Below are 25,439 nucleotides of genomic sequence, written 5' to 3'. Positions count from 1 at the left end.
CGATGGTGGTCCTCCCGCGGGGGCGGACGGCGCTGCTGCTCCTCCTGGATCGGGCGGCGGCGCGCGGGCGGGGGCGGGACCCGCGGGCGCGGGCGGGGCCCCTGCTGGCGCTCAGCACGCTGGCCGTCGTCTCGCACCCCGTGCTCGACTGGCTGAACACCTACGGCGTCCGCTTCCTGATGCCGTTCGACGGCACGTGGTTCTACGGGGACGCGCTCTTCGTCGTCGACCCCTGGGTCTGGCTGCTGCTGGGCACCTCGGTCGTCCTCGCGCGTAGCGCCTCGCCGGTCGGCGCCGGCGCCTGGATCGTGCTCGGGGTCGCGACCACGTCGCTCGTCACCGGTTTCGAGGGCGCACCGGCCGCGACGCGCCTGCTCTGGTGCGCCGGCGTGGCCGCCATCGTCTGGCTGCGGCTCGCGGGCCGCTGGAAGGGCCGCATTCCGCAACTCGCCACCCTCTGCCTGTCGGCCGTGGCCGTCTACGTCGCGGTCATGGTCGCCGCGTCGCACCTCGCCGAGCGGCAGGTCGCCGCGTGGCTGGCCGAGCGCGACGACGTGCCGGTGGAGATCATGACGAGCCCTGCGCCGGGCAACCCGCTGCTGCGCCACATCGTCGTCGCCGACGCCGAGCACTACCACTTCCTCGAGGTCGACTGGCTGTCCGGCGATCCCATCCGCATCAGCCTGCCGTCCATCGAACGCGGCGGCGACGACCCCGTCACGCGGGCCGCGCTGACCGCTCCGCACGTCTGGGGGCTGGACACCTGGAAGCGCTTCCCGGCCTATCGCGTCGAGCAAACGAAAGACGGCTACCGCGTGTCCATCTCCGACGTCCGCTACGTCTGGCGAGGCGGCAGCGGCCTCGGCGCCGCGGTGGTGGAGCTGGACCACGACCTGCGCGTCCGCACGCGCTGAGGCCGGCGCGGGCAACCCACGCGAGCAGCAATCGTCAAGCCGCACGGTGGACGCCGTGAGCGCACGGCGGCCATAATCTCGACCGTGTTCATCAAGTCACGCCTCGCCTGCTGCTCCCTGCTCCTGCTGGTCCCGGCCCTGTTGTCGTCGGCCGGCGGCGCGTCGTCTCCCGGGACCGGCGCGGCGCCGAGCGCCGGGCTCGAGGCCGCCGGAGCGGCCGCCTGCACCGTGCAGCAGGCGCCGGCGGCGGAAGCACCCCGAACCGGGGCGCCGATGCCCTTTCTGGCGACCGAGTACGCCGCCATGTGCGAGCCGGAGCTCGGACGCGTCCCCAAGATCGCCTGCGACGACGGCGTCCTCATTCCGATCACGGTAAACGGCGTCGAGGTGTTCGAGGATCCCGGCAACCACGCTTGCGACAACCCGGACGGGCTGCGGGGCGGCTGCGCACCGGGCTCGCGCCTAGGGCACGTGGCGGGACGCGACGCCGGCGGCAATCCCCTGCCGCAGGTCTCGTGGGTGTACTTCTGCCGCTCGGTGGGCCCGGAGAACCTCGAACGCCACGGCTGGGGCTCCGTGCAGATGATCGGCTACAACCGGCAGTCGGGCGCGACCTGCTTCTTCGAGGCCGCCGACGGCCGGAAGTCGCTGCCCGAGGGTCATCCCGCGAACGCCGAGATCCAGGATCAGCGGCCCTGGGTCTCGTTCGACGGACACCGCATGGTGGGTCAACTGCCCGGACCCGACGACCCGGACTTCAACGACGCCTTCATGCCCCCGCCGCCGGCCGACATGAACGGGGACGGCGAGCCCGACGTCGTGCAGTGCGTCCGGTGCCACCAGTCGGGCCCGTTCATCCACGACCCCTTCATGGACAGCGCCCGCGACCCCGACGATCCGCGCCGCCCCGTCATGCCCGAGATCACGGGCCGGGACGTGCCCTACTACGTGGTCGGTGGATCCGACTGGGACATGCGCACCATCCACATCGAGGGCAACCGGTGCCTCGCCTGCCACAGCGCCCCGATGGAGATTTCGCAGATCTTCGAGGCGGCCCGACTCCAGGTGAACAGCTTCATGCCGCCCCACGCCCCGGGCAGCATGGCCGACGACTACCAGGAGCTCGTCGACTGCTGGCGCGCGGGACCGGAGAACACGCCGGGCTGCGACTGGGTCGTGCCGTCGGCGCAGGGTCGCGAGGGCGGGGTCGTGGGCGACGACTACCCGCACAAGAGCGACTACTTCAACCAGCCCGGCGGCAAGTAGAGAAGGCGACCAGGGCAACGACGAAGGACGGTAGGAGCGGGAGGCTCGCGGGCACGGATCACGCGGGGCCGGCGTCGCTTGCGACCGAAGGCAGACTTTCACACACTGTAGACACGCGACGACCGAGCAATGCGACCGACCGACGGGAACGACCGGCGAACGCAGCTCTACCCGAGACCGCCGACGCTTCGGAAGCCGGAGGTGTTCGCCGACGCCGGGCCAACCGCGCACGAAACGCAACGCCTGAGTCGCGCGTGTGGGCCGGAGGAAACAGGACGCGGCAGCATCACTGTCGAGCGGCGACTGGCGCGGAGCTGCGCCGGCTGGGACGAACGGCCGAAAAGCGGGGAATTCTACGACGCCATCCGGGCCGAGAAGCCCGACCGGCGGCAGCGGACGCTCCTCCGCGTCTTTTCCCAGGAAGCCGAGTGGCACGAGCTCATCAGCGCCTGGGCGGAGGGCGCGTACACGCTGCGCCAACTGGTGGCAGCGCTCCATCGGGCCGGACACGCACAGTGCCGCGCGGCGAGGGCGCTCAACCAATGGGCGATTGTGCCGCCGGCGGAAGACGAATGACGCCGCCGACCCTGACACTGCCCCCCGCGGCCGAGACCCTATGGCAGGCAATCGGCGAGACGGTGCGCGAAGAACTGCGGAGCATAAGCGACGGGCATACGCAGTACGCCATCGGCGGCGGCTCGATCCTGGCGGCACGGTGGAAGCACCGGGAAAGCTACGACATCGACCTGGTGGTCCAGCCAGACACGCCGCTCGGCATGCTCGCCGAGGCGAACAACCCGGCGGCGCAATTCGAAGCGCGAATGCGCACACTGGGAGGAAAGCCGGCGTTCTTCCCGATGGCCCGGCTATGGACGGTTTCGTTCGACGAGGGCGAGCGGAAACTGGACCTGTGGGCTACCGCGCCACTGCTCGGGGCGGGCCAACGAGCCTGCACGATCGACGGCAGATTGGAAACAGCGTTGTCGAGCGCGCAAATCCTGCGCGGCAAGCTGGAACGGGCCGAGGAGCCGCTGGCGCGAGACGTCTTCGACATCATCAAGGCGAACGAGAAAGAGCCGGGAGCCCTCGAGGCCGCCGTCAACGCAATAAGCCGAGATGCAGCGGAGAGCATCGCACAGAACTATCACTGGGCAGCCCCGACAATCGCCGCGGACGCCGAGAGGGTGCTGCGAGGCATCCGGGAACACGAACGAATCGAACCGAGACAGCTTGGCAACCGCGCGGCCCACGCGATCGGCAGCGCCCTGTACACGACGTGCCGGATCCACACACGCAACGGCGCCATCGAGGTGACGACGGCGACGAACGTACGAGGCGAAGAGACGATTCACATAGAGCCGAACAACGCCCAGCGCCACTTCGAGGCCACAGGACTGAGCGCCCACCTGCAACCCAAGGGACCGGGCGCCAAGGCGCTGCTGGACTACGCGCGAACAGCGTGCCGGCAGCGGCGCGACAGGGTGGTGTTCGAAGCCGACGCGGACGGAGTAAAGGCTTGGCGAACCGCCACTGCCGGGATGAACCTGACACCGGGAAACGCGGCAGACTGAAGTTGACCGGGACGGGGTGCTGCACGCCCGCGCGCCGGCCGATCGGGTCCGTCTCGAGCGACTGGTGGGCGACGCGCTGCCGACTTCCGGCGCGGTGGCGGTCAGCGGCTCCATGCTGGTCCGCCGCTCGGCGGTGTTGCCGCCGTTCGTGGTGCACGTCAAGCCGGTGGGTGTCCCGCAGCCGGACTACGGCGCGCGGCACGTCGCCGCGCTGGTGCTGATTGTCGAGCCGGCACACCATCAGCGTGTCGATCCGGAGCTGGTGGCCACGACCACCGGCGCGAAGCTGCCCAGGCCGAGCGCGCGGGCTTGGCGTTCGCACCGAACTCCACGCTCATCGCGCCGCGGCGGACGAGTCGCCGTTGCCAGCCACAGGAAGCGGTTCTCTTGCGGGGGCCAGGCTCTCCCCGCAGTACTTGCAGAACGCCGCGTCGACGTCGTGCCCCTCGGCACTGCAAGCCAGGCAGGCCTGCGTCGACACGGGATGCGCCGCGCGCTGGGCAAAGGCGACCGACACGATGCCGGTGGGCACGGCGATGATGGCGTAGCCTGCGATCATCAGCACTGCCGCGACCATCTGCCCCGGCACGGTGCCGGGCGAGATGTCGCCGTAGCCGACCGTCGTCATCGTCACGATCGCCCAGTAGACGCCGCGCGGGATGCTCGTGAAGCCGTTGGCTTCTCCCTCGATCAGGTACAGCAGCGCGCCCATCACCACGGCGATCGAGACGACCGACGCGAGAAAGACGACGATCTTCGGGCGGCTCGCGCGCAGCGCCTGCGCAATCTCCTCGCCGCCGGCCAGGTAGCGCGCCAGCTTGAGCACCCGGAAGACGCGGATCATCCGCAGCACCCGAACGACGAGCAGCACCTGGCTGCCGGGCAGCAAGAGACTGAGATATGTCGGGACGATGGCCAGCAGGTCCACGATGCCGAAGAAGCTCAGGGCGTAGCGCGAGGGATACCGTACGCCGGCCAGGCGGGCGAGGTACTCCACCGTGAAGAGAATCGTGAAACCCCACTCCACGCGGAGCAGGGCGGCACCATGTTGCGCACGCACCGACGGAACGCTCTCGAGCATCACTGCCGCCACACTGGTCACGATGGCGGTCAGCAGCAGGACGTCGAACATCCTGCCGCCGGGCGTGTCTGCTTCGAAGACGATCTCGTGCAGGCGGTAACGCCAGCCCGGCTCGACCGGCCGCTCGTGATGCCGCATGCAGGTCCAGGTTGTCCCGTCTGTTTCCCGGATGTTTCCCGTCGGGTTCCCGCTTTTGTTTCGGCCGCTCGCCATACCGCGGACAGTCCCCGACGTCACAGCACCTTCCACCACGGCGCCGCCAGCACCCGCGGGCCAAGCCATTCGAGCGCCTGTCCGGCGTGCAGCAGCAGGCCGGCGCGAGCCTTGTCCCCATTCGAGGTCGTCAAGAGAGAGGAAGCGGCGCCGAACCGGTATGAGATCCCGCGCCAGCGTGCTCTTTCCGGTCTGCCGCGCACCGGTAACCACGACCGCCGTCATGGCGGCCAGACGTGGTACCGTGAGCCGATTCACCGGAGGTCATGCATGTCGACAGCGCGAGTCGTCCTCCTGATTGGCGCGACGGTCCAGGCGTCCTTCCTTCTCACAGGTACCGGACCGCAGGCGGCACAGTCACGTGCGCCCGGCGAGCCGGCGTCCGTTGTCGCGGCGACCGAAGACGCGTCGTTGTACTTCCCGCCGGCAGAAGGACTCTGGGAGTCCGTCGACCCTGCGGAAGCCGGCTGGGACGCCGACCGGCTGGACGCCGCCATCGCGCTCGCCGGCGAACGGAACTCGACCGGCGTGGTGATCCTCCACGCGGGTCGCATCCTGGCCGAGCGGCACTGGACGCTGGAATCCCCCTCGCGCGGCCATGCGAACGGCAGCCACGGCCCCAACGCGGCCGGGCACGCCATTGAGGACGTGGCGTCCGTGCAGAAGAGCGTGGTCGCCGTCCTGGTCGGCCTGGCGCAGGAGCGCGGCCTGCTGGCGCTCGACGATCCGGTCACCGATCACGCCGGCCGCTGGACGGAGGCGACCGAAGAGCAGGAACGCGCGGTCACCATCCGGCACCTGATGGCCATGACGACCGGGCTCACGCCGGCACTGGATTACGACGCGGCGCCCGGCTCGAAGTGGCTGTACAACACGCCCGCGTATCACCGCCTGCTCCGTATCGTGGCGGCGTCGGCCGGCCTCGACCGCAACGACGTGACGCGGGAGTGGCTGACCGGGCGTCTCGGCATGCGCGACTCGCGCTGGGAGCCGCGCCCCTGGGCCAGCTCCGCCATCGCCACCGGCTTCGCCGCCACCGCCCGCGACCTGGCGCGCTTCGGCCTGCTCATCCTCGCCGGCGGGATCTGGGACGGCGAGACCGTCATCGAGGACACGGCGTACCTGGCCGAGATGCTCCGGCCGTCGCAGGCGCTGAACCCCTCGTACGGCCTGCTCTGGTGGACCAACGGACAGGCGTCGTCGATGTCGTGGGCAATTCCGCCGGTGACGACGGCCGGTACGCTGGTTCCGGCTGCTCCGGACGATCTCGTAGCCGCGCAGGGAGCGCGCGACCGCAAGCTCTATGTCGTGCCCAGTCTGGACCTGGTGGTCGCCCGCCTCGGCGACAACGGTTCACGCGATGGCTCCTCGTTCAACGACGCCTTCTGGGAGCGCCTGATGGAAGCCGCGCCGGGGAAGTAGACGCGGATGCTTCGCCGCGACCCGGTCCATCGATCTCCGAAGCGGGCGAGACCACGGATCTCAAGGGCTTGGCGCAAGGTGCCGGACTCGACTCCGCCCGGCGGCATTCCCGGTACCACGCGGTCTACGGCGCGGACTCCTGTTCCGGCTCGGTCTCCTGCTCCGTCTCGTTCTCGCCGAGGTAGGCTTCCATGTCTTCCTGCAGGGCCTGATGAAGCTGGACCAGGATCTCCAGCCGACCGTAGAGGCGTTGAAATGCGACCACCGCCTGATCCAGCCCCCTCTCGCCCGTGAACTCCATCTCGCCCATGAACAACGCGCTCATCGCATCGAGAACCTGATCTCGAGCGTCCAGGTACATCTCGAACCCCTCGTACTGCCTCGCGCGCTCGATCACCCAGTCGTAGTCGAAGTACGGCGCCGCCTGGCTGGACTGCGCAACGCGCCAGGCGGCCGTGGAGATGTCCGGAGAATCGAAACCGAAACTGAAGTCGACGCTACCCTCTTCGTCGGGGCTCATTCCCTGTGCTTCCCGAAGCTGCTGCAACGTGCTCCCCACACGGTCCCGCCCGGCGATCAGGTCAGGTCCATCGCTGCGAAACTCGTCCAAGTTCTGTTCCAGCTCCAGGTCCACCGCCGCCCGGGCGCGGTCCGCGAACGCGCGAAGCTGACGCTCCTCCCGCCATTCCTCGACGCCGAGCGCCACGAGAACGGCGAAGACCACCATGAGGGCCTCGGTCGCAAGCTCCGGGAGCCTCCGGCCGACCTTCTCTCCGCCGAGCGCCGCGATCGTCGCGGGCACCTCCATATCGCCTCCGTCGCCTTCCGTCACGCCGCAGGCTACCACGCATCGCGATGCGCGGCTCACTGCCGACGCGGCCGGGCAAGCCGGTTCGACCTCATCGAGCAGCGGCCTCGGCACCGTGGGCATCTGGTCGAAGGGCACGCCCCCGGCCGAGCGCATCCGACCGATCGCGGGCGCTCCTGTTGCATGACATTGCATTACAATGGGCCAGGGGAAGAAAGCCAGTGCGCGACCAGTTGAGCGTCAGACTGCCGCATGAGCTGAACGCCGCCGTGGCCGAGCGGGCGAAGCGCGACGCGCGGCGACCGTCCGACGTCGTGCGCCTGGCGCTACAGGCTTACCTGCGGGAGTCCGATAGCGACGGGCCAGGCAGGCCGGACCGTGCGCGGGAGGGCGGCGGAACGCCGGCGTGGGGCGATTCCGGAAGCCCCGCAACGGAGCGGACGATCCTCCTGCGGCGCGTCCCGGAAGAACTCTACCGGGCCCTGAAAGAACGAGCCGCCCGCGAGCGTCTCTCCGTGTCAGGCTACGTGCTGGACATTCTCGCGCGCAGACAATTCCGGGAGCGATTGCAGTCACGCCCTCGCGTCAATCTCAGCGTGCCGGCTGCGGACATCGTCCGTGAGGGCCGAGACAGCCGATGATCGTCGTCGACGCGTCCGTCGTGATCGAGGTGCTGCTCCGCTCCGATGCAGGCGCCGAGTTGGAAGAGCGCCTCGTCGAAGGTGATGACCCGCTGCACGCTCCGCACCTGATGGATGTCGAGGTCGCCCACGCCCTGAGACGCTGCGCCGCCCATGGAGACATCGACGAACGCCACGGCGGGAACGCGCTCGCGGACCTTGCCGCGATGTCCATCGAGCGACATCCCCATCAGCCGCTGCTGGAACGGATCTGGCAGCTTCGGCACAACCTGACGGCCTGCGACGCCGCGTATCTGGCGCTCGCCGAGAGGCTCGACGCGCCGCTGCTGACGCGTGACTCGGGGCTGGCTTCGGTCGGCGGACATCGCGCCCGGGTCGAGCTCGCGTAGCCCGATTCGTCGGATCACCCGGTTTCTTCGCGAGCCTGCCGGTGTCTGTAACATTGCAACCTGACCCTCGGCTGCTGATGGCCGCGTCGTTGGAGAGCACAGATACCGCTCCGGAGTCTGATCATGCAGACCATGGCAAGAACCGCCGCCGCCGGCCTCGCCCTCGCTGCCGTACTCCTGTGCGCGGTCCCGTTGCACGCCCAGCCGCGCCTGACCATGGACTGGGAGGCCATGGCCGAGCAGCTCGTGACGCGGCTCGCGCCCGAACCCGGCGAGAAGATCCTGCTGGTCGCGCGTCCCGGGCAGTTCGACGAGCTGATCCCGCCGCTGCGCTACGCGCTGATGCGGGCCGGGGCCATCGACCTCGGGGTGATCGACGTCATCGAGGAGCCGTACCCGACCGGCTGGGACGCCGACCTGCTGGCGCGCAACAACGACGCGGCGCGCGCCGTGTACCGCGAGATGCTGCGCGACTTCGACGGGGCGATCATGCTGCCCGGCGCACGGCCCGACCACGCCGTCTACGCGGCGTTGCAGGACCTGCTGCACGAGGGCATCGGCCGCACCATCCACTTCCACTGGACCCAGAACGGCAGCGCGTTCCCGCTCCCCGGACAGCCGCTGCCGGGCCAGGCGGTCATCGACGCCACCTACCAGCGCGCGCTGCTCGAGACCGACTACGCCGGGCTCGCTGCGGTTCAGCAACGCTTCGTCAACGCGATGCGCGGGGCCGAGGTGCGCGTCACCTCACCGCGCGGCACCGACATCCGCTTCCGCATCGGCGATCGGCCGGTGCACTTCGGCGACGGCAACGCCGCGAAGGAACGGACAGACCGGGGGGTGATCCTGATCGACCGCGAAATCGAGCTGCCGTCGGGGGCCGTCCGCGTGGCGCCCATCGAGGAGAGCGTCAACGGCGTCATCGTCTTTCCGCCGTCGCAGTGGGACGGCCGCCCGGTCAACGGCCTCGCAGTGCGCATCGAGAACGGCCGGGTCGCCGGCATGACAGCCGAGTCGGGCCAGGAGGCAGCGGAGGCCGAGCTGGCCGGCGTCCCCGAGGAGGCGCGCGCGTTCCGCGAGTTCGCGCTGGGCTTCAACCCGCTGCTCGCCGTGCCCGAGCGCAACCCCTGGATCCCCTACTACGGCTACGGCGCGGGCATCGTGCGCCTGTCGCTGGGCGACAACTCCGAGCTGGGCGGGACGGTGACCGGCGGCTACGTCCGCTGGAACTTCTTCACCGACACAACGGTGACGGTGGGTGACGAGGTCTGGGTGCGCGACGGGCAACTGGTGCGGTGACCGGGCACCTCGCCGCCGAGCCTCGGCCGCGTCTGCTGGGAAGCCTCGGCCCGAGTCGCGCCGATCCTGCCCGGCGGCCGGCACGGCTTGCCCCGTGATACCGTCTGCGTGAGGAGCGGCGGCCGGGATCGGGACGGTCGCCTGCGAGCAGAGGATGCCTCACTCCAGCGAAGAATCGGAGTCGCACATGTCGAAAGCGCCAGCCGTCCCGCGGCGTCACGCGTTGAAGATCCTGGGCGCGGCGACCGTCGCACCAGCCGTCGCCGAGGGCGCGTGGATGCTCCATCCGCTAGTCCCGCCGCAGCAGGACGGCAGGCCCTGGCGGCCCCGCTTCTTCACGGCGGACGAGAACGCCGCCATCGAGACGCTCGCCGAGCTGATCATTCCCGAAACCGACACGCCGGGCGCGCGGGCGGCCAACGTGCACCAGTACATCGACTGGATGGTCAGCCGCGCGGCGGAGAACGTCGACGGCGACGACAGCGACGCGTCGCTTCCCGCCGTCATGCGCAACGGCCTCGTCTGGCTCGACCGCCGCAGCACCGGGCTCTACGGTCACCCCTTCATCGCGGCAACGAGCGCGGAACAGACCGCGCTGCTGGAACGGCTGGCCGCCGAGCCGCCCGTCGAGGAAGCGGCTGCGGTGGAGTTCTTCCGCCGGACGCGGCGGCTCACCATCCACGGCTACTACCGCTCGGAGATCGGCATGCGCGCCGAGCTCGGCTACGACGGCAACCGCTACCTGACCGCATTCGAGGGCTGCACCCACGACGAGCACTTGTCGTGGGAGCCGGACAATCCGGTCAACCCGGACAACCCGCCCGCGGGCGGCCGGTAGCGTCATGGAAGTCCTGCAGCGCGGCGCGGCGCACGACGTCGTCGTCATCGGCAGCGGCGCGTCCGGCGCGATGGCGGCACACACCCTGGTCGAGCACGGCGTGCGCGTGCTGATGCTCGACGCCGGCTGGAAGTTCGACCGCAGCCTGTCGTGGGCGCACGTGCTGCCGTTCGAGGCGGACCGCCGGCTGCAGCAGGGCGACCGGCCGCAGCAGTTCCGGCTCGACACGCGCGAGCAGCCGTATCTGACGCCGGAAGGCCGGCCGTTCAACCTCTACCGCACCTGGGGTTGGGGCGGAAAGACGAATGTCTGGGGCCGCGTCAGTCTGCGGATGGCCGACCTCGACTTCGCCGGCCCCGAACGCGACGGCTGGGACATCCCGTGGCCGATCCGCTACGCGGACATCGCGCCGTACTACGACCGGGTGGAGCAGCTCATCGGCGTCACCGGCGGCGACGACGACTCGGATTCTCTGCCCGGCAGCCGCTACCACCTGCCGCCGGTCCGGCCCCGCTGCACGGAGGTGATCCTGACCCGCGCGGCCGAGCGCCTCGGCATCCCGAGCGTGCCCATTCGCCGCGCCGTCCTGACCCGGCCGCACAACGGACGCAGCGCCTGCCACTACTGCGGCGCGTGCGGCGCCGGCTGCCGGACCGCCTCCTACTTCAACGCCACCGACTATCTCCTGCTGCCCGCCATCGAGACCGGGCGGCTGGAGATCGTCTCCGGCGCGGTCGCGGCGCAGGTGACGACCGACGCCGAGGGCCGAGCCTCGGGCGTGCAGTACTTCGAGCGCCGCAGCGGCGCCGAGCGCCACGTCCGGGCGCGCACGGTCGTGGTCGCCGCCTCGGCGATGGACTCCACCCGCATCCTGCTCAACTCGACGTCGCCGCGTCACCCGAACGGGCTCGGCAACGGCAACGACCAGCTCGGCCGCAACTACTGCGAGCAGGTCCGCTTCCACCGCCACGGCTTCCTCCCGCAGCTCTTCGGCCGCGGCTACACCAACGACGACGGCATCGGCGGCGGCCACACCTACATCCCGCGCTTCAACCACCGGCTCGCCGGGCTCGACTACCTGCGCGGCTTCGGCATCCAGATGTGGATGAACGGCTGCCAGACCACCGGCGTCAACGTCGCCGAGCGGCTGCCCGGGCTGGAGTTCGGGGCCGGCTTCAAGCGGCGGGTCAAGGAGCGCTACCCCGCCCTGGCCTCGCTTCATCCCTACGGCGAGATGCTGCCGCGGCCCGACAACCGCGTGACCGTCGATGCGGACCGCACCGACCGCTACGGCGTGCCGCTGATGCACATCGACGTCCGGTTCGGCGACAACGAGATGAGGATGGTGCGCCACATGCACCGGGTGGCCGACGAGATTCTGCACACCGCCGGGGCAGAGATGGTCCCCGCGAGCCCCGACGAGCACGATCCGCCCGGCGCGGCCATCCACGAGCACGGCACCGTCCGCATGGGCGCAGATCCGGCCCGCTCGGTGCTGAACCGCTTCAACCGGATGCACGAGGTCGACAACGTCTTCGTCGTCGACGGCTCGTCGTTCACCACCGCGTCGGAGAAGAACCCGACGCTGACGATTCTCGCTCTCGCCTGGCGGGCCGCGGACTACCTGGCCGAGGAGCTGCGGTCCACGCGGCTGTAAGGACGTCCGCCATCGACGCCGTCGTCGCCTACCTGCCATCTCTTCTTCACCTACCCACACGAATTCCCGAAGACCCGAAAATGCCAATTCTGGTTATCCAACGACGTAAGGTCCCGCCCTTGTATCCCATGGGTGCGCGGCATTACATCGCCATGCGGCCAGAATTGGTACCGCTGACGGTCTGAATGCCGAACAGGCAACCTTGACAAAGACGAGCGGCAATTGCGAAAAGGATCCGTAGAGGCGGCGCATTCCGTCGCTGTCGACCGAGAGGATTCCGCACCCGGATGTCCGATGCGTCCGTTCCCCGCCTGATGTCTGCGCCGACGTTCGCGAGCTCGCCGCCGGCGACTCGCCGCCGGTCGTGAGCGGCTGCGCCTCCTGTGAATTCAACGCGTTCGAGATCGAGTTCGGCTTCCTGCGCGGTATGGAAACCTCTGGACGGTACTAATTCCTGCAATATGCTGATGTAAGGCCATCCAATGCGGGACCGATAGAGGGAGCCTTGCACCGGCGGATACCAGAATTGGTATTTCCAGGAAGAACTCGATGCTGTACAAGAAACGGGCGCCTGCCTGGCGCAGGGCGAGGGCTTCGTTCGTCCCGCGCTGTCGGGTCGGGAGGCGGGAACCGTCATGAGCGGCCGAGACGCATTCGAGCGCACCCTCGCGGCGATCTACGACGCCATGCTCGACGATGCCCGCTGGCCCGCCGCCTCGGCCCTGATCGACGAGGCGTGCGGCGTCGGGGGCAATGACCTCTTCGTGGCAGAGGGCCCGGAGGACGACCGCCGGGGCCTCTTCGTCGGGATCTACAGCCGGGGGCAGCGCCGCGAAGACCTGGAGCGCGAGTACCTCGAGCACTATTTCGCCATCGATGAGGGCGTGCCGCGATTCCGGCAACTGCCCGACGAGGGTCTGGCCCACGCGAGGGACCTGTACACGGCCGAGGAGTTGAAGAGCTCGCCCGCCTACAACGAGGCGCTGCCACGGGGCGCCTGCCAGGACGGCTTGAGAGTGCGGCTCCACGGTCCGGACGGTTCCCGCTTCGCCTGGAACCTGGGAGACCCTGTCGACTCGGATGGCTGGGGGGCTTCGCGAGTCGCGATGGTCACGGGGCTGGCGCCCCACATCCGGCAGTTCGTCTGCGTCCGCCAGGCGTTGATGCGCGCCGACGCGCGGTCCGCGACCGCGACCGATCTGCTCGACAACTCGCGGGTAGGCGTCCTTCATCTGGACCGGCGCGGGCGGATCCTGGAGGTCAACGACCGCGCCCGCGACATCCTGCGGAACGGCGACGGGTTGTCGGACCGGGAAGGCACGCTGCGGGCTCGCGCGCCCGCCGACCAGGTTCGTCTCGAGCGGCTGTTGGGCGAAGCCCTCCCGGCGTCCAACGCACCCGCGCTCAGCGGGTCGATGCTGCTCCGCCGCTCGTCCGTGTTGCCGCCGTTCATCGTGCACGTCAAGCCCGTGGCCGCCCCGCAGCCCGACTACGGCGCGCGGTACGTGGCGGCCCTGATTCTGATCGCCGAGCCGGGTCGCCGCCATCGCATCCACCCGGAGGTGGTGGCCGCGACCCTGGAGCTGACGCCGGGAGAAACCCAGGTGGCGGTGTGGCTGGCGGAGGGCAAGAGCGTGCGCGAGATGGCCAGGGCGACGGGGCGCACGGAAGGCGCCGTCTATCGGCACCTGAAGCAGATCTACCGGAAGCAGTCCATCTCGCGGCAGGCGGACCTGGTGCGGCTGGTGTTGTCGCTCGCCAGGTAGCGCGGGCGCCCTTGCCGGTCGTCGCCGGGAATCTCCGGGGAAACCGGTTCGGGAGGGACCGACCTCGCCGACGAACGCCGGCGCCTCTTCCGGCCATTCCGAAGCGGTCCACTCGGGTCTCCGGTATCATGCCTCTCGGGGCCACCCCCTTGTCCGCCGCCGGCCGCGGCGGGGCAGGTGAAGGACTGCAGGACCAGGAGAGACACATGACGAACTGGCGCCATCCAGGTTTCGCACTGCTCGCCGCGGCGGCCCTCGCCGCCTGCGCCGGCCCCGAGCCGGTCGAGATCACGATGACCAACGGTCAGGGCGAGATCGCCGGCGAGGTGACCGCCACGTCGGTGATCCTCCAGACGCGCCTGACCTCGAAGGCCGGGTGGGTGGACGGCGATCTGCCGGGCGTGGACGGGGTCGCGCGCTTCGAGGTGGCGACCGGCCAGGATTTCGCCGATCCGCTCACCACCGACTGGCTCACCGCCACCGCGGACGGCGATCACATCGTCAAGGCGAAGATCGACGGGCTCTCGCCGGGCACCGACTACGTGTACCGCGTGGTCTACGGCCCCGACGCCGAGCACACCGAGAGCGGGGCCACGCGGTCGTTCGCCACCCACCCGGGGGCGGACGCCGAAGCGCGGACGAGCTTCACGGTCGTCACCGGCATGAACTACTACCACTTCTACGACAATCCGAACCGCGCCTACACCGGGCCCGACAAGGAGTTCGGGTTCCCGGGGCTGGCGTCGATGCTCGCCCTCGATCCGGATTTCTTCGTCGCGACCGGCGACAACGTCTACTACGACACGCCGTACGAGGGGCGGGCCGACACCGCGCCCACCATGCGCCGGAAGTGGCACCAGCAGCTCTCGAAGCAGCGCTTCATCGACTTCTTCACCCACACGCCCACCTACTGGGAGAAGGACGACCACGACTACCGCTACAACGACTGCGACAACACGAGCGACGCGGCGCCGCTGCCCGATCTCGGCCGGCGCATCTTCCTGGAGCAGGTGCCGGTGGCCGATCCCGACGACCCCGATCCGTTGCCCTACCGCACGCACCGCGTCAGCCGGGACCTGCAGATCTGGCTCACCGAGGGGCGTGAATTCCGCAGCCCGAACATGATGGAGCCGGGCCCCGGCAAGACGCTGTGGGGCGAGGAGCAACTCGCCTGGTTCAAGCAGACCCTGCTGGAGAGCGACGCGACGTTCAAGATCCTGATCTCGCCGACGCCGATGGTAGGTCCCGACGACGCCGACCAGGCCGGCCGCGCGGCCGAGAACCACGACCCGGTCAAGCGCGACAACCACTCGAATCCGGGCGGCTTCCGCCACGAGCGGGACGAGCTGTTCGCCTGGCTGATCGACAACGGCTTCCTCGAGAAGAACTTCTACATCGTGACCGGCGACCGCCACTGGCAGTACCACTCGCTCGACCCGACCGGCTTCGAGGAGTTCTCGACCGGGGCGCTGGTCGACGCCAACTCGCGCGTCGGCCGGCCGCCGGGCGATCCCGACTCGAACGACCCGGACGCGCTCGTGATGCAGTACTACACCTACGACGAGCCGACCGGCGGCTTCCTGAACGTGATCGTGACGCCGGGTGAGCAGCCGACCGCCGCCTTCCGCTTCTACGACGAGCAGGGCGAGCTGCTGTACGAGGATGTCAAGACCGCGATCTGAGCACCGCAACCGCCCCGCCGGAAGATTCCGGGCACCGGCCGCTAACCGGCTCGCCCAGGCGGTCTGCATCGCGTTGCTGGCCGCGGGCGCGGACGTTCCGCTTCGCGCCCAGCCGCCGGCGGCCACCGCGGGGGCGCAGGCGCCGTCACCGCCGCCCGCGGACGAGGTCGCCGCGCCGGATGGGGCGGCGCAACCGACCGGTGTCGACGCCGCCGGCGCGGTCGCCTCCGCGCCGTTCGTCGGGCCTCCGGAACCGCCGTGGCTCTACGGCCCACCCGCGCCGGGCATCGAAGAGCTGGCGGAGGGCCTCTACGTCGTGACCGGCTACGGCGGCAACCTGGTGGCGCGCGTGACGCCGGAGGGTGTCGTCGTCGCGGGAGAGCTGACCGCCGCGGCCGATACGATTGCCGCGACGATCGCCGGCGCAACCGACCAGCCGGTCCGTTACGTGCTCCGGACCCACCAGCACGACGGCGAGCCCGCGGCCCTGCCCGCGCCCTGGCGGGACGCGAGGCGCGTGGCTCCCGGGCGGCCGGTGCCGCTCCCGCACGGCTCCGCAGCCTCGCAACGGCCGGAGGCCGCGGACCTCACGTTCACCCGCGGACTGTCGCTGTTTCTGGGCGGGGCCGAGGTCCGGCTGCACCATTTCGCCCCGGCGCACACTGGCAGCGACACCGCCGTTCTCTTCCCCGATCTGGGTGTCCTGTACGCCGGCGATCTCGTGGTCCGGGGGATGCCGTTCATCGACTACGCGGCGGGGGGCGGCAGCCGCGGCTGGGTCGAGACGCTGGACGGGATTCTCGCTCTCGAGTTCGAGACCGCGGTTCCCGGGGCCGGACCGGCCCTGACGAAGCGCGACGTGCAGGTCTTCCGCGATCGGTTCGTGACGCTGCGAATGCGCGCGATGCAGCTCCTGTACCGCGGCGTGGCGGGTGAGGACGCGCTGCGCCTTCTGGAGACGTCGGACCTCGATTGGCCGCTCGTCGCGGGCCGCCCCTTCGCGGAGCGGAGCTTCGCCGCTCTCTACGACGAGCTGGCCGTCGAACGGGAAGAAGCGCGCGCGGCCGACGAGCTCGCGCGCGGCACGGCAGAGGACGAGGAAGAAGAGTCCGACCGCCCGTAGGACGAGCCGGAGCCGACGGCCGCAAGGCGCGCGACGTCCCCGAGCGAACGGGCCCGGCGGGAGGAATCAGGCGTCGTCGGGCAGCTCGCGCGGCCGCCACACGCCGGCGAGGGTGCCGGCGCTGGTCGTGTCCAGATCCTTCCAGGCCCGGATCGACAGGCGGATCTCGGCCAGAGCGGCGGTCGGCAGCGTTTCGGGGCGTCCCGCCAGACGCGCCACCAGGTCTTCCAGCCCGGGGTTGTGCCCCACGACCAGCACGCGCCGTGCGGCGCCGGCGACGGCGCGTACGACATCGACGATCTCGTCCGGGCTGGCGAGATAGAGGCGGCGCTCCAGTTGCACCGTCCCCTCGTAGCCGGCATGCTGCGCAACCTCGTCCGCCGTCCAGCGCGCGCGCTTCGCGGTCGAGCTCACGATGACGTCCGGGCACAGCCCCTGCGCCGCCACGACGCGCCCCATCCGCGGCGCGTCCCGCTTTCCGCGCTTGTTCAGCGGCCGGTCGTGGTCGGACGTGTCCCGGTGCTTCCAGCTCGACTTGGCATGCCGCAGAACCAGCAGCGTCTTCATCACGTAAGCCTTGTATGATCCGTGATGGAAGGGGGATTCAGCAAGCTCCGAATCCCGGCCAGCCCTGAACCGTCATGCTGCTCATCGGCCTCCTCGACGTCTACTCGTTCATCGTCTTCGGCGCGGTAATCGCCTCGTGGGTGCAGCTTCCGCCGGACAACCCCATCGGGAACTTCCTGCACGCCATGACGGAGCCGCTGCTCGGCCCCATCCGTTCGGTGCTGCCGGACATGGGCGGGCTGGACTTTTCGCCGCTCGTGCTGCTGTTCGCGGTCCGGATGCTGCGCGGCATGCTGCTGTCGGCGGCGGCCGGCTTCTGAAGGCGGCTCCAGGAGCGTCGCACGGGCGAGCCGCCGGCGCGGCGGGCGCGAGACACCGCGCTCGAAAGCGATTATGATTCCTGCACTTTTTGATCCTCGGAGGTAGCACGATGCGCAGAGTATTCTTCGTCGGGCTGATCCAGGCCGCGCTCGTTGCCGCCCTGGTCGTCGTCGCCGGCCCCGCCGCGCCGGCCGAGGCCCAGGAGAACCCGTACGAAACGCTGATCGACGTCCGGATGGGCGAACGCGTGTTCCGCGCCCAGTGCGGGCGCTGCCACGGTCGCGACGGCCGCGGCAACGACGAGACCGGGGCCCCGGACCTGACGACCGGCCAGTTCTCGCGCGTGAGCAGCGACGCCGGCATGTTCGACGTGATCCGCGACGGGATCGACGGCACCGCCATGATCGGCATCAGCCCGCGGGCGTCCGATCAGAGTGTCTGGCAGATCGTCTCCTACATCAACTCGCTGAACCTCGATCCCGCCGACTATGACCTGCCCGGTGATGCGGGGCGTGGCGAGCAGGTGTACGCCGGTGCGAACTGCTCGACCTGCCACATGGTCCGCGGTGAGGGCGGCCGGACCGGCCCCGACCTGTCGACGGTCGGCAGCCGGCTCGACCCCGACGAGATAACGACCTCTCTCAGCGACCCGGACGCCGAGGTCGCGCCCCGCTGGTGGACGATGCGGATCAACCGGGCCGACGGCTCGACCATCGAAGGGCTGCGGATGAACGAGGACACGTTCACGGTCCGCATCATGGACAACGACGAGAACCTCTGGAGCTTCATGAAGAGCGAGGTCCGCTCTCTCGAGCAGATCAAGACCTCCACCATGCCGGCTGCCGAGGGTCTGAACGCGAGCGAGATGGACGACCTGGTCGCCTACCTCTTCTCGCTGCGCAGGGAGAGCTGAAGATGAAACGACTTGCGACCGTATCGGCCTTGATCGCGCTGGTGGCGCCGGCGGCGGCGACGGCCCAGGAAGACGCGGGACCCTCGTTGCGCCCGGTCACCTGGGAGCGCCTGCTGAACGCCGCGGACGAGCCCGAGAACTGGCTCATGTACTCGGGGACGCTCGACAGCAAGCGGTATAGCCGCCTCGACCAGATCCACAACCGCAACGTCGGCAATCTCGAGTTGAAGTGGGCCTACCAGATCCCGGAAATCGACCGGGCCGAGACCACGCCGCTCGTCGTCGACGGGGTCATGTTCGTCACCGAGGCCCCGAGCAACGTCGTGGCCCTCGACGCCGCCACCGGCCGCCAGTACTGGCGCTACAACCACGATCTGCCGGACGATCTGCGCATCTGCTGCGGGCGCAACAACCGGGGCGTGGCCATCCTGGGCGAGACGCTCTTCATGAGCACGCTCGACGCGCACATCGTCGCCATCGACGCGCGCACCGGCAACGTCGTCTGGGACACCGAGACCGCCCCGCACACGAGCGGCTACAGCAAGACGGCGGCGCCGCTCATCGTCAAGGACCAGGTGATCACGGGCATCGCGGGCGGCGAGTACGGCATCCGCGGCTTCCTCGATTCCTACGACCCGGCGAGCGGCGTGCGCAACTGGCGCACCTACACCATCCCGGGGCCGGACGAGCCGGGGAACCAGACTTGGCTCGGCGAGTCGTGGCGGACCGGCGGCTCGCCGACCTGGATCACCGGCGCCTACGATCCCGACCTCGACCTCATCTACTGGGGCACCGGCAATCCCGGCCCCGACTGGAACGGCGAGGTGCGCCTGGGCGACAACCTCTACTCCGACTCGGTGCTCGCCCTGAACGGCGACGGCGGCAACCTGGAGTGGTACTTCCAGTTCACGCCGCACGACATCCACGACTGGGACGCGATCCAGGTGCCGATCCTCGCCGACATCTTGTACGAGGGCGAGATGCGCAAGGCGATGCTGTGGGCCAACCGCAACGCCTTCTACTACACGCTCGACCGCGAGACCGGCGAGTTCCTGGTCGGCAAGCCCTACGCCCTGCAGACCTGGGCGGAAGGGCTCGACGAGAACGGCCGCCCGATCCGCGTGCCGAACATGGAGCCGTCGGTCGAAGGCACCCTGGTCTCGCCGACCATCGGCGGCGGCACCAACTGGTGGTCGCCCACCTTCAGCCCGCGCACCGGCCTGCTCTACGTCAACGCGTTCGACGGCGAGCAGATCTTCTTCATCCGCGAGGAGGAGTACGTCGAAGGCGAGCAGTACCTCGGGGGCGGCGGCGAGAGCGCCGGGCCGATCGACAACTACCACAGCGCGGTTCGCGCCATCAATCCGGCGACGGGCGACGTCCAATGGGAGTACCCCATCGCGCCGCGGTCCACCTCGGGACTGATGTCCACCGCCGGCGACATCGTCTTCGGCGGCACCGTCGACGGCTACTTCTTCGCCATCGACGCGGTCAGCGGCGAGGAGCTCTGGTACATGACGGTGGGCGCCCGCGTCCACTCGGCGCCCATCAGCTACGCGGTCGACGGCGAGCAGTACGTCTCGATCGCGGCGGGCAACGTCGTCTTCACGTTCGGCCTCGCCGAGTAGGGACCTGCGCCGCGGGATCCGCGCAGACGACGACGAAGAGCAGGACGCTAACGCAGGAACGGGCGCCGCCGCGGACGGCGCCGGCCCCGGCGAGAGCGAAACGGACACGGACACCGCCGGGAGCCGGGCGCGCCAGACGCGTCCGGCTCCCGGAACCCGCCCCGCCGATCCGATCCAGTCTCCCCGATTCCCTCCCCTCGACGCGCGTTCGCATACGATGCCCGTCATGGCTTTCGTCGCCTTCATCGGCGGTCTCCGGCGCGTCGCGGCCGCCCCGGCGCTGCTTCTCGGCGCCTGGGGCGTCACCCTCGCCGTCCTGCTGGGGATGCAGCTCGTCCCGGGCGGCGCGGGCGCGGTGCACCTCCGACCTGCCGCGGCGGCCGGAGCGCTCGCCGGCATCCCGCAGACCTTCGGGCCCGGTCTGGTCGGCTTTCAGGCCGTGCTCTCGACTCTCGGCGACCTGTACGCCGGGTGGCCGCTCGGAGCGGCCAACGGAATCGCCGCCGCCGGCGTAGTCGTCTGGACGTTCCTGGCAGGCGGCATTCTCGACCGGCTGGCCTGCCAGCAGCGGACGGCAGGGGCGGCTTTCCTCGCCACGTGCCGGCACCATTTCTGGCCGCTGGCGCGCCTTGCGGCCCTGGCCGGCGCCGTGTACTGGATCCTGTTCGGCGGGCTGTATTCCTGGCTCCTGGACGACCCCTCCGGCGCTCCCGTGCACTTGCCGACCGTGTCTGCCGACGCCGGACCGCTCCGGTCCGCGCTGCAGGTGACGTTCGGCGCCGGCGTGGCCGGTGTCGGCCTGCTCTTCGACTACGCCAGAGTCCGCGCGGTCGTCGAAGATCGCCGGAGCATGGTGGGAGCGCTCCTTGCCGCGCTGCGTTTCGTCCGCCGGCGCCCGGCCGCGGTCGCCGGACTGTGGCTGATGAACGCGGTGCTCACCGCGGCCGCACTCGCCGTCTGGTCCCTGGCCGCTTCCGCCGCCGTCAGCCCGGCGATGCGCGGGGCGTTCGTGGGCGGACAGCTCTGTATCGTGGTCCACCTGTTCGCACAGCTCGTGGCCTGGGCGTCGCAGACCGCGTACTTCCAGGACCAGCTCGCGCACGCCACCTACACCGCCCGCGCGCGCGTGCCCCGGTCGGAGCCCGAGCGTCCGCAGTGAACCCAACTGACGTCAGGCCGGCCGGTCCGCTCGACGCCGCGCGAGAGGCTCCGGCGTGGCACAACGGCCGCCCCGCGCGGCATGGCCGCACCGCGGGTCCCGCGGGTGTGGTACAAGTGAAGAGACGGGCCGCCTGCCCAGGAGATCAAGCATGGACGCGATTCAGAGACAGTTCACCAGCATCGCCGCCGCGTTGTCGATCGCCGTCGTCGGCGTGACCGCCGCCGCGGCCCCCGCCGCCGCCCAGTCTCCGGAGCAGATCAAGCAGGCCGTCGAGCGCGAATTGCGGGGGGACCGCGCCCTGCGCCGGCTCGAGGTGTCGGTGGCCGGCGACGAGGTGACGCTGACCGGGAGGGTGCGCCACTTCTGGGACAAGAACGAGGCGTTGCGGCGCACCTTCGACATCCGCGGCGTCGGCACCGTGGTCAGCGAGATCGAGGTGCCGGTCCAGGAGGACCAGGAAGAGCTGGTCGAGGACGTGAGCCGCGCGATCCAGCGCTATCCGCACTACCGGGTCTGGGACTACATCGACGGGCGCATCGACAACGGGGCCGTGCGCATCTTCGGGCAGGTGACGCCGGAACGCGACAAGGCGGGCGAGCTGTTCGAGCGCATCGCCAAGGTGCGCGGCGTCCAGGACGTCCAGGTGAACCTCACCCCGCTCTCTCCCAGCAGCTCGGACAACCGGCTGCGGAATGCGATCGGTCGCCAGCTCGCGAGAAGCGAGCATTTCGAGCGGCTCGTGTCGATGACCAACCCGCCGTTCCACATCATCGTGAACAACAGCGTCGTCACGTTAGTCGGCTACGTGCAGAGCCGGATCGAGTACATCGAGATGCAGCGGATCGTCGCGCAGACGCAGGGCGTCCTGCGGGTCGACAACCAGTTGCAGACCGTGCGGTAGCGCCTTTCGGAACGTCTGCTCCTGTCAGGCAGAGGGCGCGCGAGCTCCGAGGCGGGTTGTCGGTACCGCCTGCGATGGTTCGGCGACCTACGTAACCGTCCCCGCACCGGACGAAGCCGTCACGGTCGACGCCTCGCCGTCGACCTGCGGGCGTCGGCGGACCGCGCGGGTGACCGGAACGTCCGGCTCCAGTTCGACCAGCTCGTCCTCGTGCGCGATGCGCAGCGCGGCCTCCCCCCGCACCACGTAGGTCGCGGACGTCGGGGTCAGATCCACCTCCAGGCGCTGCCCGCGGATCTCCAGCGGGAAACGCAGGCCGCCGAGCTTCTCCGGCACCTTGGGCGCGAAGCTGAGGCGGCCGTCGGTGTCGCGCATCCCCGCGAAACCGTAGATGAGCGTCATCCAGAAGCCGCCCATCGACGCGATGTGGCATCCGTCCTGCACGTTTCCGGCCACGTCCGCCAGGTCCATCAGCCCCGCGTCGATGGAGTAGCTGAACGCCTTGTCCATCTCCCCCACCTCGGCCGCGATGATGCTCTCGATGGAGCACGACAGCGACGAATCGCGCGTCGTGAGCCGGTCGTAGTACACGAAGTTGCGCCGCTTCTGGTCGTGCGAGAACTCGTGGCCGAGGAGGAACATCGCCAGCACGACGTCCGCCTGCTTGACGACGCGATAGCGGTAGATCACGAGCGGGTGGTAGTGCAGCAACAGCGGGTACTTCTCCGCGGGCGTGCTGGCGAAGTCCCAGTCCTGCTTGTCCTTGAAGGAGTCGTCCTGCAGGTGCACGCCGTCGCGTTCGTCGTACGGCAGGTACATCCGGTCGGCCGCCTGCCGCCAGTCATCGATCTCCTCCTGGCGAAGTCCGGTGTCGCGGACCAGCGACCCGAATCGTTGCGGATCGCTCTCCGCCAGCGCCCGGATGGTCTCCACGGCGTACCAGAGGTTCTCGCGCGCCATCAGGTTGGTGTACAGGTTGTTGTTGACGACGGTGTTGTACTCGTCCGGCCCGGTCACCCCGTTGATCCGGAACTTGCCGTCGTGGCGGCCGAAGAAGCCGAGGTCGACCCACAGGCGCGCGGTCTCGACCAGGATCTCCGCGCCGACCTCCTTGAGGAATTCCCGGTCGCCGGTGAGGTCCACATACTTGCGAAGCGCGTACACGATGTCCGCGTTGATGTGGTACTGCGCCGTCCCCGCCGCGTAGTACGCGGAGGCCTCGTTGCCGTTGATGGTGCGCCAGGGGAAGAGCGCGCCGCGCTGGTTGACCTCCCGCGCGCGTGCGCGGGCCTCGTCCAGGAAGGCGTGCCGCTGACGAAGCAGGTTCTGCGCGATCCGCGGCTTGGTATACGTGAGGAACGGCAGCACGTAGATCTCGGTGTCCCAGAAATAGTGCCCCTCGTATCCGGGCCCGGTCAGGCCCTTGGCCGGCACGCCCACGCCTTCGGCGCGCGCCGTCGCCTGGCACATTTGAAACAGGTTGAACCGGATCGTCTGCTGCCACTCCGGGTTGTCGCGCACCTCCACGTCGCTGCAGTTCCAGAAGTCGTCGAGAAAGCGTTTCTGGCTGTCGAGCAGGTCCTGAAACCCCTTCTCCACCGCCCGATCGAGGACCCGCTCGGCACGCTGGCAGAGCTCCTCGACCTGGCGGCGGCGCGACGAGTGGTAGGTGATGTACTTGATGAGCCGGATGCGGGTACCTACCGTGCCGTCGATGGAATAGACCACGCGGCCCGCCGCCTCGTCGGCCGATGCCTTCACGTTGAACGAGCAGTCGGTCCGCACCTCGTGATCGATGGCGCAGGACAGCGTCATCCCGCTCGACCTGGTGACGTAGCCGCGGACCACGCGCGCCTCTGCGGTGCGGGTCACCTCCGTATCGAGCACCTCGCAACCGAACTGCCGGGTGCGCGGGTCGCCGTTGGGACGCGCGGAACGTTCGCTGTCGACGACTTCCGACACGATGACGACGGGTGCGTCGCTCGCCAGCAGCGTGACCTCGTACTCGATCGCGGCCAGATGCCGGTGTTCCAGCGAGACGAGGCGCCGCGACCGAATGGAGACGCGCTGACCCGAGGAATGCGCCCAGACGAGCTCCCGATCCAGCGTGCCGGCCTGCAAGTCGAGCGCCCGCTCGAAACCCTCCAGCGTCGCGGTCGGCAGGAAGAACGGCTCGTCGTCGACGTACAGGCGGATGATCTTCGCGTCCGGCACGTCGACGATGGTCTGGCCGAGCTTCGCGAAACCGTAGGCCTCCTCGCCGTAGACGATGGGCCACGTCTCGTGGAAGCCGTTGACGTAGGTGCCGTTGTGCACCACCGGCTGCCCCTCGTCGCACGTGCCGCGCATCCCCAGATAGCCGTTCGCGGTGGCGAACAGCGACTCGGCGGCGGCCAGGTAGCGCTCGTCGAAGTGCGTCTCCACCAGGCGCCAGGGCTCGCGCGGGTAGATGTCCTGGGGCGGATGCCGGCGGTGAAGGTCACCCATGGTTCAGCGGGCCTCCGAGGGTCGGGCTGCGTCCCCGTCCGCGTGCTTCAACGTGTCGCCCAGGTCGGTCACCACGTGGTCGGCGCCGGCCCGTGAGAGCGCTTCCGCCTCCCCGCTGCGATCGATCGCGACGACCAGTCCGAAACCGCCGGCGCTTCCGGCTTCGACGCCGGCAATCGCGTCCTCGACCACGACGGCCCGCGACCGCGCGACGCCGAGCACCCGCGCCGCGTAGACGAAGGTGTCGGGCGCCGGCTTGCCGGCCAGTCCCTGCCGCACGGCAACCTGGCCGTCGACCCGCAGCTCGAACAGGTCGGCCAGCGCGGCCGCGCGCAGGATGGCCTCGCAGCTCCGACTCGAGGAGACGACGGCGCAGCGCACGCCGTGGCGGCGCAGGTGCCGGACCACCGCCAGGGAACCTTCGTAGACCTCGACCCCCTCACCGGCAAGCAGCTCGGTGAACATCGCGTTCTTCCGGTTGCCGAGACCACAGACCGTCTCCAGCCCGGGCGCATCCTCGGGCACCCCGTCTTCCAGGGTGATGCCGCGCGACGCGAGGAAGGTCCGGACGCCGTCGTAGCGCGGCCTGCCGTCGACGAACCGCGCATAGTCGCCGGGCATCTCGAACGGCCGGAACGGCTCGCCGCGCGCGGCTGCCCGACTGCGCAGATAGTCGTCGAACATCCGCTTCCACGACGCGGCATGCAGCCGGGCGGTGGCGGTGAGGACGCCGTCGAGGTCGAAGAGCACCGCCTCGTAGGCGGTCCAGTCGATCATCGGGCCGCAGCCG

The 25,439-nt window shown here is 69.8% G+C and carries 23 protein-coding genes; 18 read left to right on the top strand and 5 right to left on the bottom strand.

What is annotated here, in order from left to right:
* From F4X11_12875 to F4X11_12860, 4 genes are all read left to right on the top strand, one after another.
* The coding region (locus F4X11_12875) for a metal-dependent hydrolase (protein MYN65905.1) at positions 1 to 914 on the top strand (914 nt) is incomplete at its 5' end.
* 84 nt (positions 915 to 998) lie between these two features.
* The gene (locus F4X11_12870; GenBank protein ID MYN65904.1) at positions 999 to 2,180 is read left to right on the top strand and encodes a hypothetical protein; all 1,182 of its coding nucleotides are present in this window, start codon (positions 999 to 1,001) and stop codon (positions 2,178 to 2,180) included.
* Positions 2,181 to 2,309: 129 nt separating this feature from the next.
* The gene (locus F4X11_12865; protein ID MYN65903.1) at positions 2,310 to 2,756 is read left to right on the top strand and encodes a hypothetical protein; all 447 of its coding nucleotides are present in this window, start codon (positions 2,310 to 2,312) and stop codon (positions 2,754 to 2,756) included.
* Positions 2,696 to 3,751, top strand: coding sequence for a hypothetical protein (locus F4X11_12860; GenBank protein MYN65902.1), 1,056 nt, complete (start codon positions 2,696 to 2,698; stop codon positions 3,749 to 3,751). The genes F4X11_12865 and F4X11_12860 overlap by 61 nt, the downstream gene beginning before the upstream one ends.
* Before the next feature lie 334 nt (positions 3,752 to 4,085).
* On the opposite strand, the gene F4X11_12855 is transcribed toward F4X11_12860, so the two are convergent.
* The gene (locus tag F4X11_12855) at positions 4,086 to 4,970 is read right to left on the bottom strand and encodes an ion transporter (protein MYN65901.1); all 885 of its coding nucleotides are present in this window, start codon (positions 4,968 to 4,970) and stop codon (positions 4,086 to 4,088) included.
* On the opposite strand from F4X11_12855, the gene F4X11_12850 reads away from it, so the two are divergent.
* On the top strand, positions 4,962 to 6,467 hold the full coding sequence (locus F4X11_12850; protein MYN65900.1) for a serine hydrolase: 1,506 nt from the start codon (positions 4,962 to 4,964) through the stop codon (positions 6,465 to 6,467). The two genes, F4X11_12855 and F4X11_12850, sit on opposite strands and share 9 nt — an antisense overlap.
* A gap of 124 nt (positions 6,468 to 6,591) precedes the next feature.
* On the opposite strand, the gene F4X11_12845 is transcribed toward F4X11_12850, so the two are convergent.
* Positions 6,592 to 7,269: a hypothetical protein gene (locus F4X11_12845; protein MYN65899.1), complete on the bottom strand. Its 678-nt coding sequence runs from the start codon at positions 7,267 to 7,269 to the stop codon at positions 6,592 to 6,594.
* Between the two features lie 227 nt (positions 7,270 to 7,496).
* Between F4X11_12845 and F4X11_12840 the strand changes: the two genes are divergently transcribed.
* The 8 genes from F4X11_12840 (at position 7,497) to F4X11_12805 (ending at position 16,670) form a co-directional block, all read left to right on the top strand.
* On the top strand, positions 7,497 to 7,916 hold the full coding sequence (locus tag F4X11_12840; protein MYN65898.1) for a hypothetical protein: 420 nt from the start codon (positions 7,497 to 7,499) through the stop codon (positions 7,914 to 7,916).
* Positions 7,913 to 8,305, top strand: a complete 393-nt coding sequence (locus F4X11_12835) for a type II toxin-antitoxin system VapC family toxin (protein MYN65897.1) — start codon at positions 7,913 to 7,915, stop codon at positions 8,303 to 8,305. Before F4X11_12840 ends, F4X11_12835 begins: the two co-directional genes overlap by 4 nt.
* Positions 8,306 to 8,428: 123 nt before the next feature.
* Positions 8,429 to 9,604 (top strand): hypothetical protein, encoded by a 1,176-nt coding sequence (locus tag F4X11_12830; protein MYN65896.1) that lies wholly within the window; start codon positions 8,429 to 8,431, stop codon positions 9,602 to 9,604.
* Between the two features lie 154 nt (positions 9,605 to 9,758).
* On the top strand, positions 9,759 to 10,442 hold the full coding sequence (locus tag F4X11_12825) for a gluconate 2-dehydrogenase subunit 3 family protein (protein ID MYN65895.1): 684 nt from the start codon (positions 9,759 to 9,761) through the stop codon (positions 10,440 to 10,442).
* A gap of 4 nt (positions 10,443 to 10,446) precedes the next feature.
* Positions 10,447 to 12,099 carry a GMC family oxidoreductase gene (locus F4X11_12820; GenBank protein MYN65894.1) on the top strand — a complete coding sequence of 551 codons (1,653 nt, stop codon included), beginning with the start codon at positions 10,447 to 10,449 and terminating at the stop codon, positions 12,097 to 12,099.
* Between the two features lie 635 nt (positions 12,100 to 12,734).
* On the top strand, positions 12,735 to 13,865 hold the full coding sequence (locus F4X11_12815) for a helix-turn-helix transcriptional regulator (protein ID MYN65893.1): 1,131 nt from the start codon (positions 12,735 to 12,737) through the stop codon (positions 13,863 to 13,865).
* A gap of 314 nt (positions 13,866 to 14,179) precedes the next feature.
* The gene (locus F4X11_12810; protein MYN65892.1) at positions 14,180 to 15,547 is read left to right on the top strand and encodes an alkaline phosphatase; all 1,368 of its coding nucleotides are present in this window, start codon (positions 14,180 to 14,182) and stop codon (positions 15,545 to 15,547) included.
* Positions 15,528 to 16,670: a hypothetical protein gene (locus F4X11_12805; protein MYN65891.1), complete on the top strand. Its 1,143-nt coding sequence runs from the start codon at positions 15,528 to 15,530 to the stop codon at positions 16,668 to 16,670. Before F4X11_12810 ends, F4X11_12805 begins: the two co-directional genes overlap by 20 nt.
* 66 nt (positions 16,671 to 16,736) lie before the next feature.
* On the opposite strand, the gene F4X11_12800 is transcribed toward F4X11_12805, so the two are convergent.
* Positions 16,737 to 17,237, bottom strand: a complete 501-nt coding sequence (locus F4X11_12800) for a histidine phosphatase family protein (protein ID MYN65890.1) — start codon at positions 17,235 to 17,237, stop codon at positions 16,737 to 16,739.
* Between the two features lie 74 nt (positions 17,238 to 17,311).
* Between F4X11_12800 and F4X11_12795 the strand changes: the two genes are divergently transcribed.
* The 5 genes from F4X11_12795 (at position 17,312) to F4X11_12775 (ending at position 22,162) form a co-directional block, all read left to right on the top strand.
* The gene (locus F4X11_12795; protein ID MYN65889.1) at positions 17,312 to 17,557 is read left to right on the top strand and encodes a YggT family protein; all 246 of its coding nucleotides are present in this window, start codon (positions 17,312 to 17,314) and stop codon (positions 17,555 to 17,557) included.
* Positions 17,558 to 17,667: 110 nt separating this feature from the next.
* Complete coding sequence (locus F4X11_12790; GenBank protein MYN65888.1) at positions 17,668 to 18,471, top strand: c-type cytochrome; 804 nt, start codon at positions 17,668 to 17,670, stop codon at positions 18,469 to 18,471.
* 2 nt (positions 18,472 to 18,473) lie between these two features.
* Entirely contained in the window at positions 18,474 to 20,099 is a 1,626-nt protein-coding gene (locus F4X11_12785) for a PQQ-dependent dehydrogenase, methanol/ethanol family (protein MYN65887.1), read from the top strand.
* Between the two features lie 226 nt (positions 20,100 to 20,325).
* Positions 20,326 to 21,258 carry a hypothetical protein gene (locus tag F4X11_12780; GenBank protein MYN65886.1) on the top strand — a complete coding sequence of 311 codons (933 nt, stop codon included), beginning with the start codon at positions 20,326 to 20,328 and terminating at the stop codon, positions 21,256 to 21,258.
* 151 nt (positions 21,259 to 21,409) lie between these two features.
* Complete coding sequence (locus tag F4X11_12775; protein MYN65885.1) at positions 21,410 to 22,162, top strand: BON domain-containing protein; 753 nt, start codon at positions 21,410 to 21,412, stop codon at positions 22,160 to 22,162.
* Between the two features lie 87 nt (positions 22,163 to 22,249).
* On the opposite strand, the gene F4X11_12770 is transcribed toward F4X11_12775, so the two are convergent.
* Both F4X11_12770 and F4X11_12765 read right to left on the bottom strand, forming a co-directional pair.
* Positions 22,250 to 24,649 (bottom strand): glycoside hydrolase family 65 protein, encoded by a 2,400-nt coding sequence (locus F4X11_12770; GenBank protein ID MYN65884.1) that lies wholly within the window; start codon positions 24,647 to 24,649, stop codon positions 22,250 to 22,252.
* Positions 24,650 to 24,652: 3 nt separating this feature from the next.
* Entirely contained in the window at positions 24,653 to 25,426 is a 774-nt protein-coding gene (locus F4X11_12765; GenBank protein ID MYN65883.1) for an HAD-IA family hydrolase, read from the bottom strand.
* Positions 25,427 to 25,439: the final 13 nt, after the last annotated feature.

It is taken from the genome of Acidobacteriota bacterium, assembly GCA_009861545.1.
Classification (GTDB): domain Bacteria; phylum Acidobacteriota; class Vicinamibacteria; order Vicinamibacterales; family UBA8438; genus WTFV01.
The sequence above is the reverse complement of the archived record's forward strand: the minus strand, read 5'-3'. Positions and strand labels throughout refer to the sequence as shown.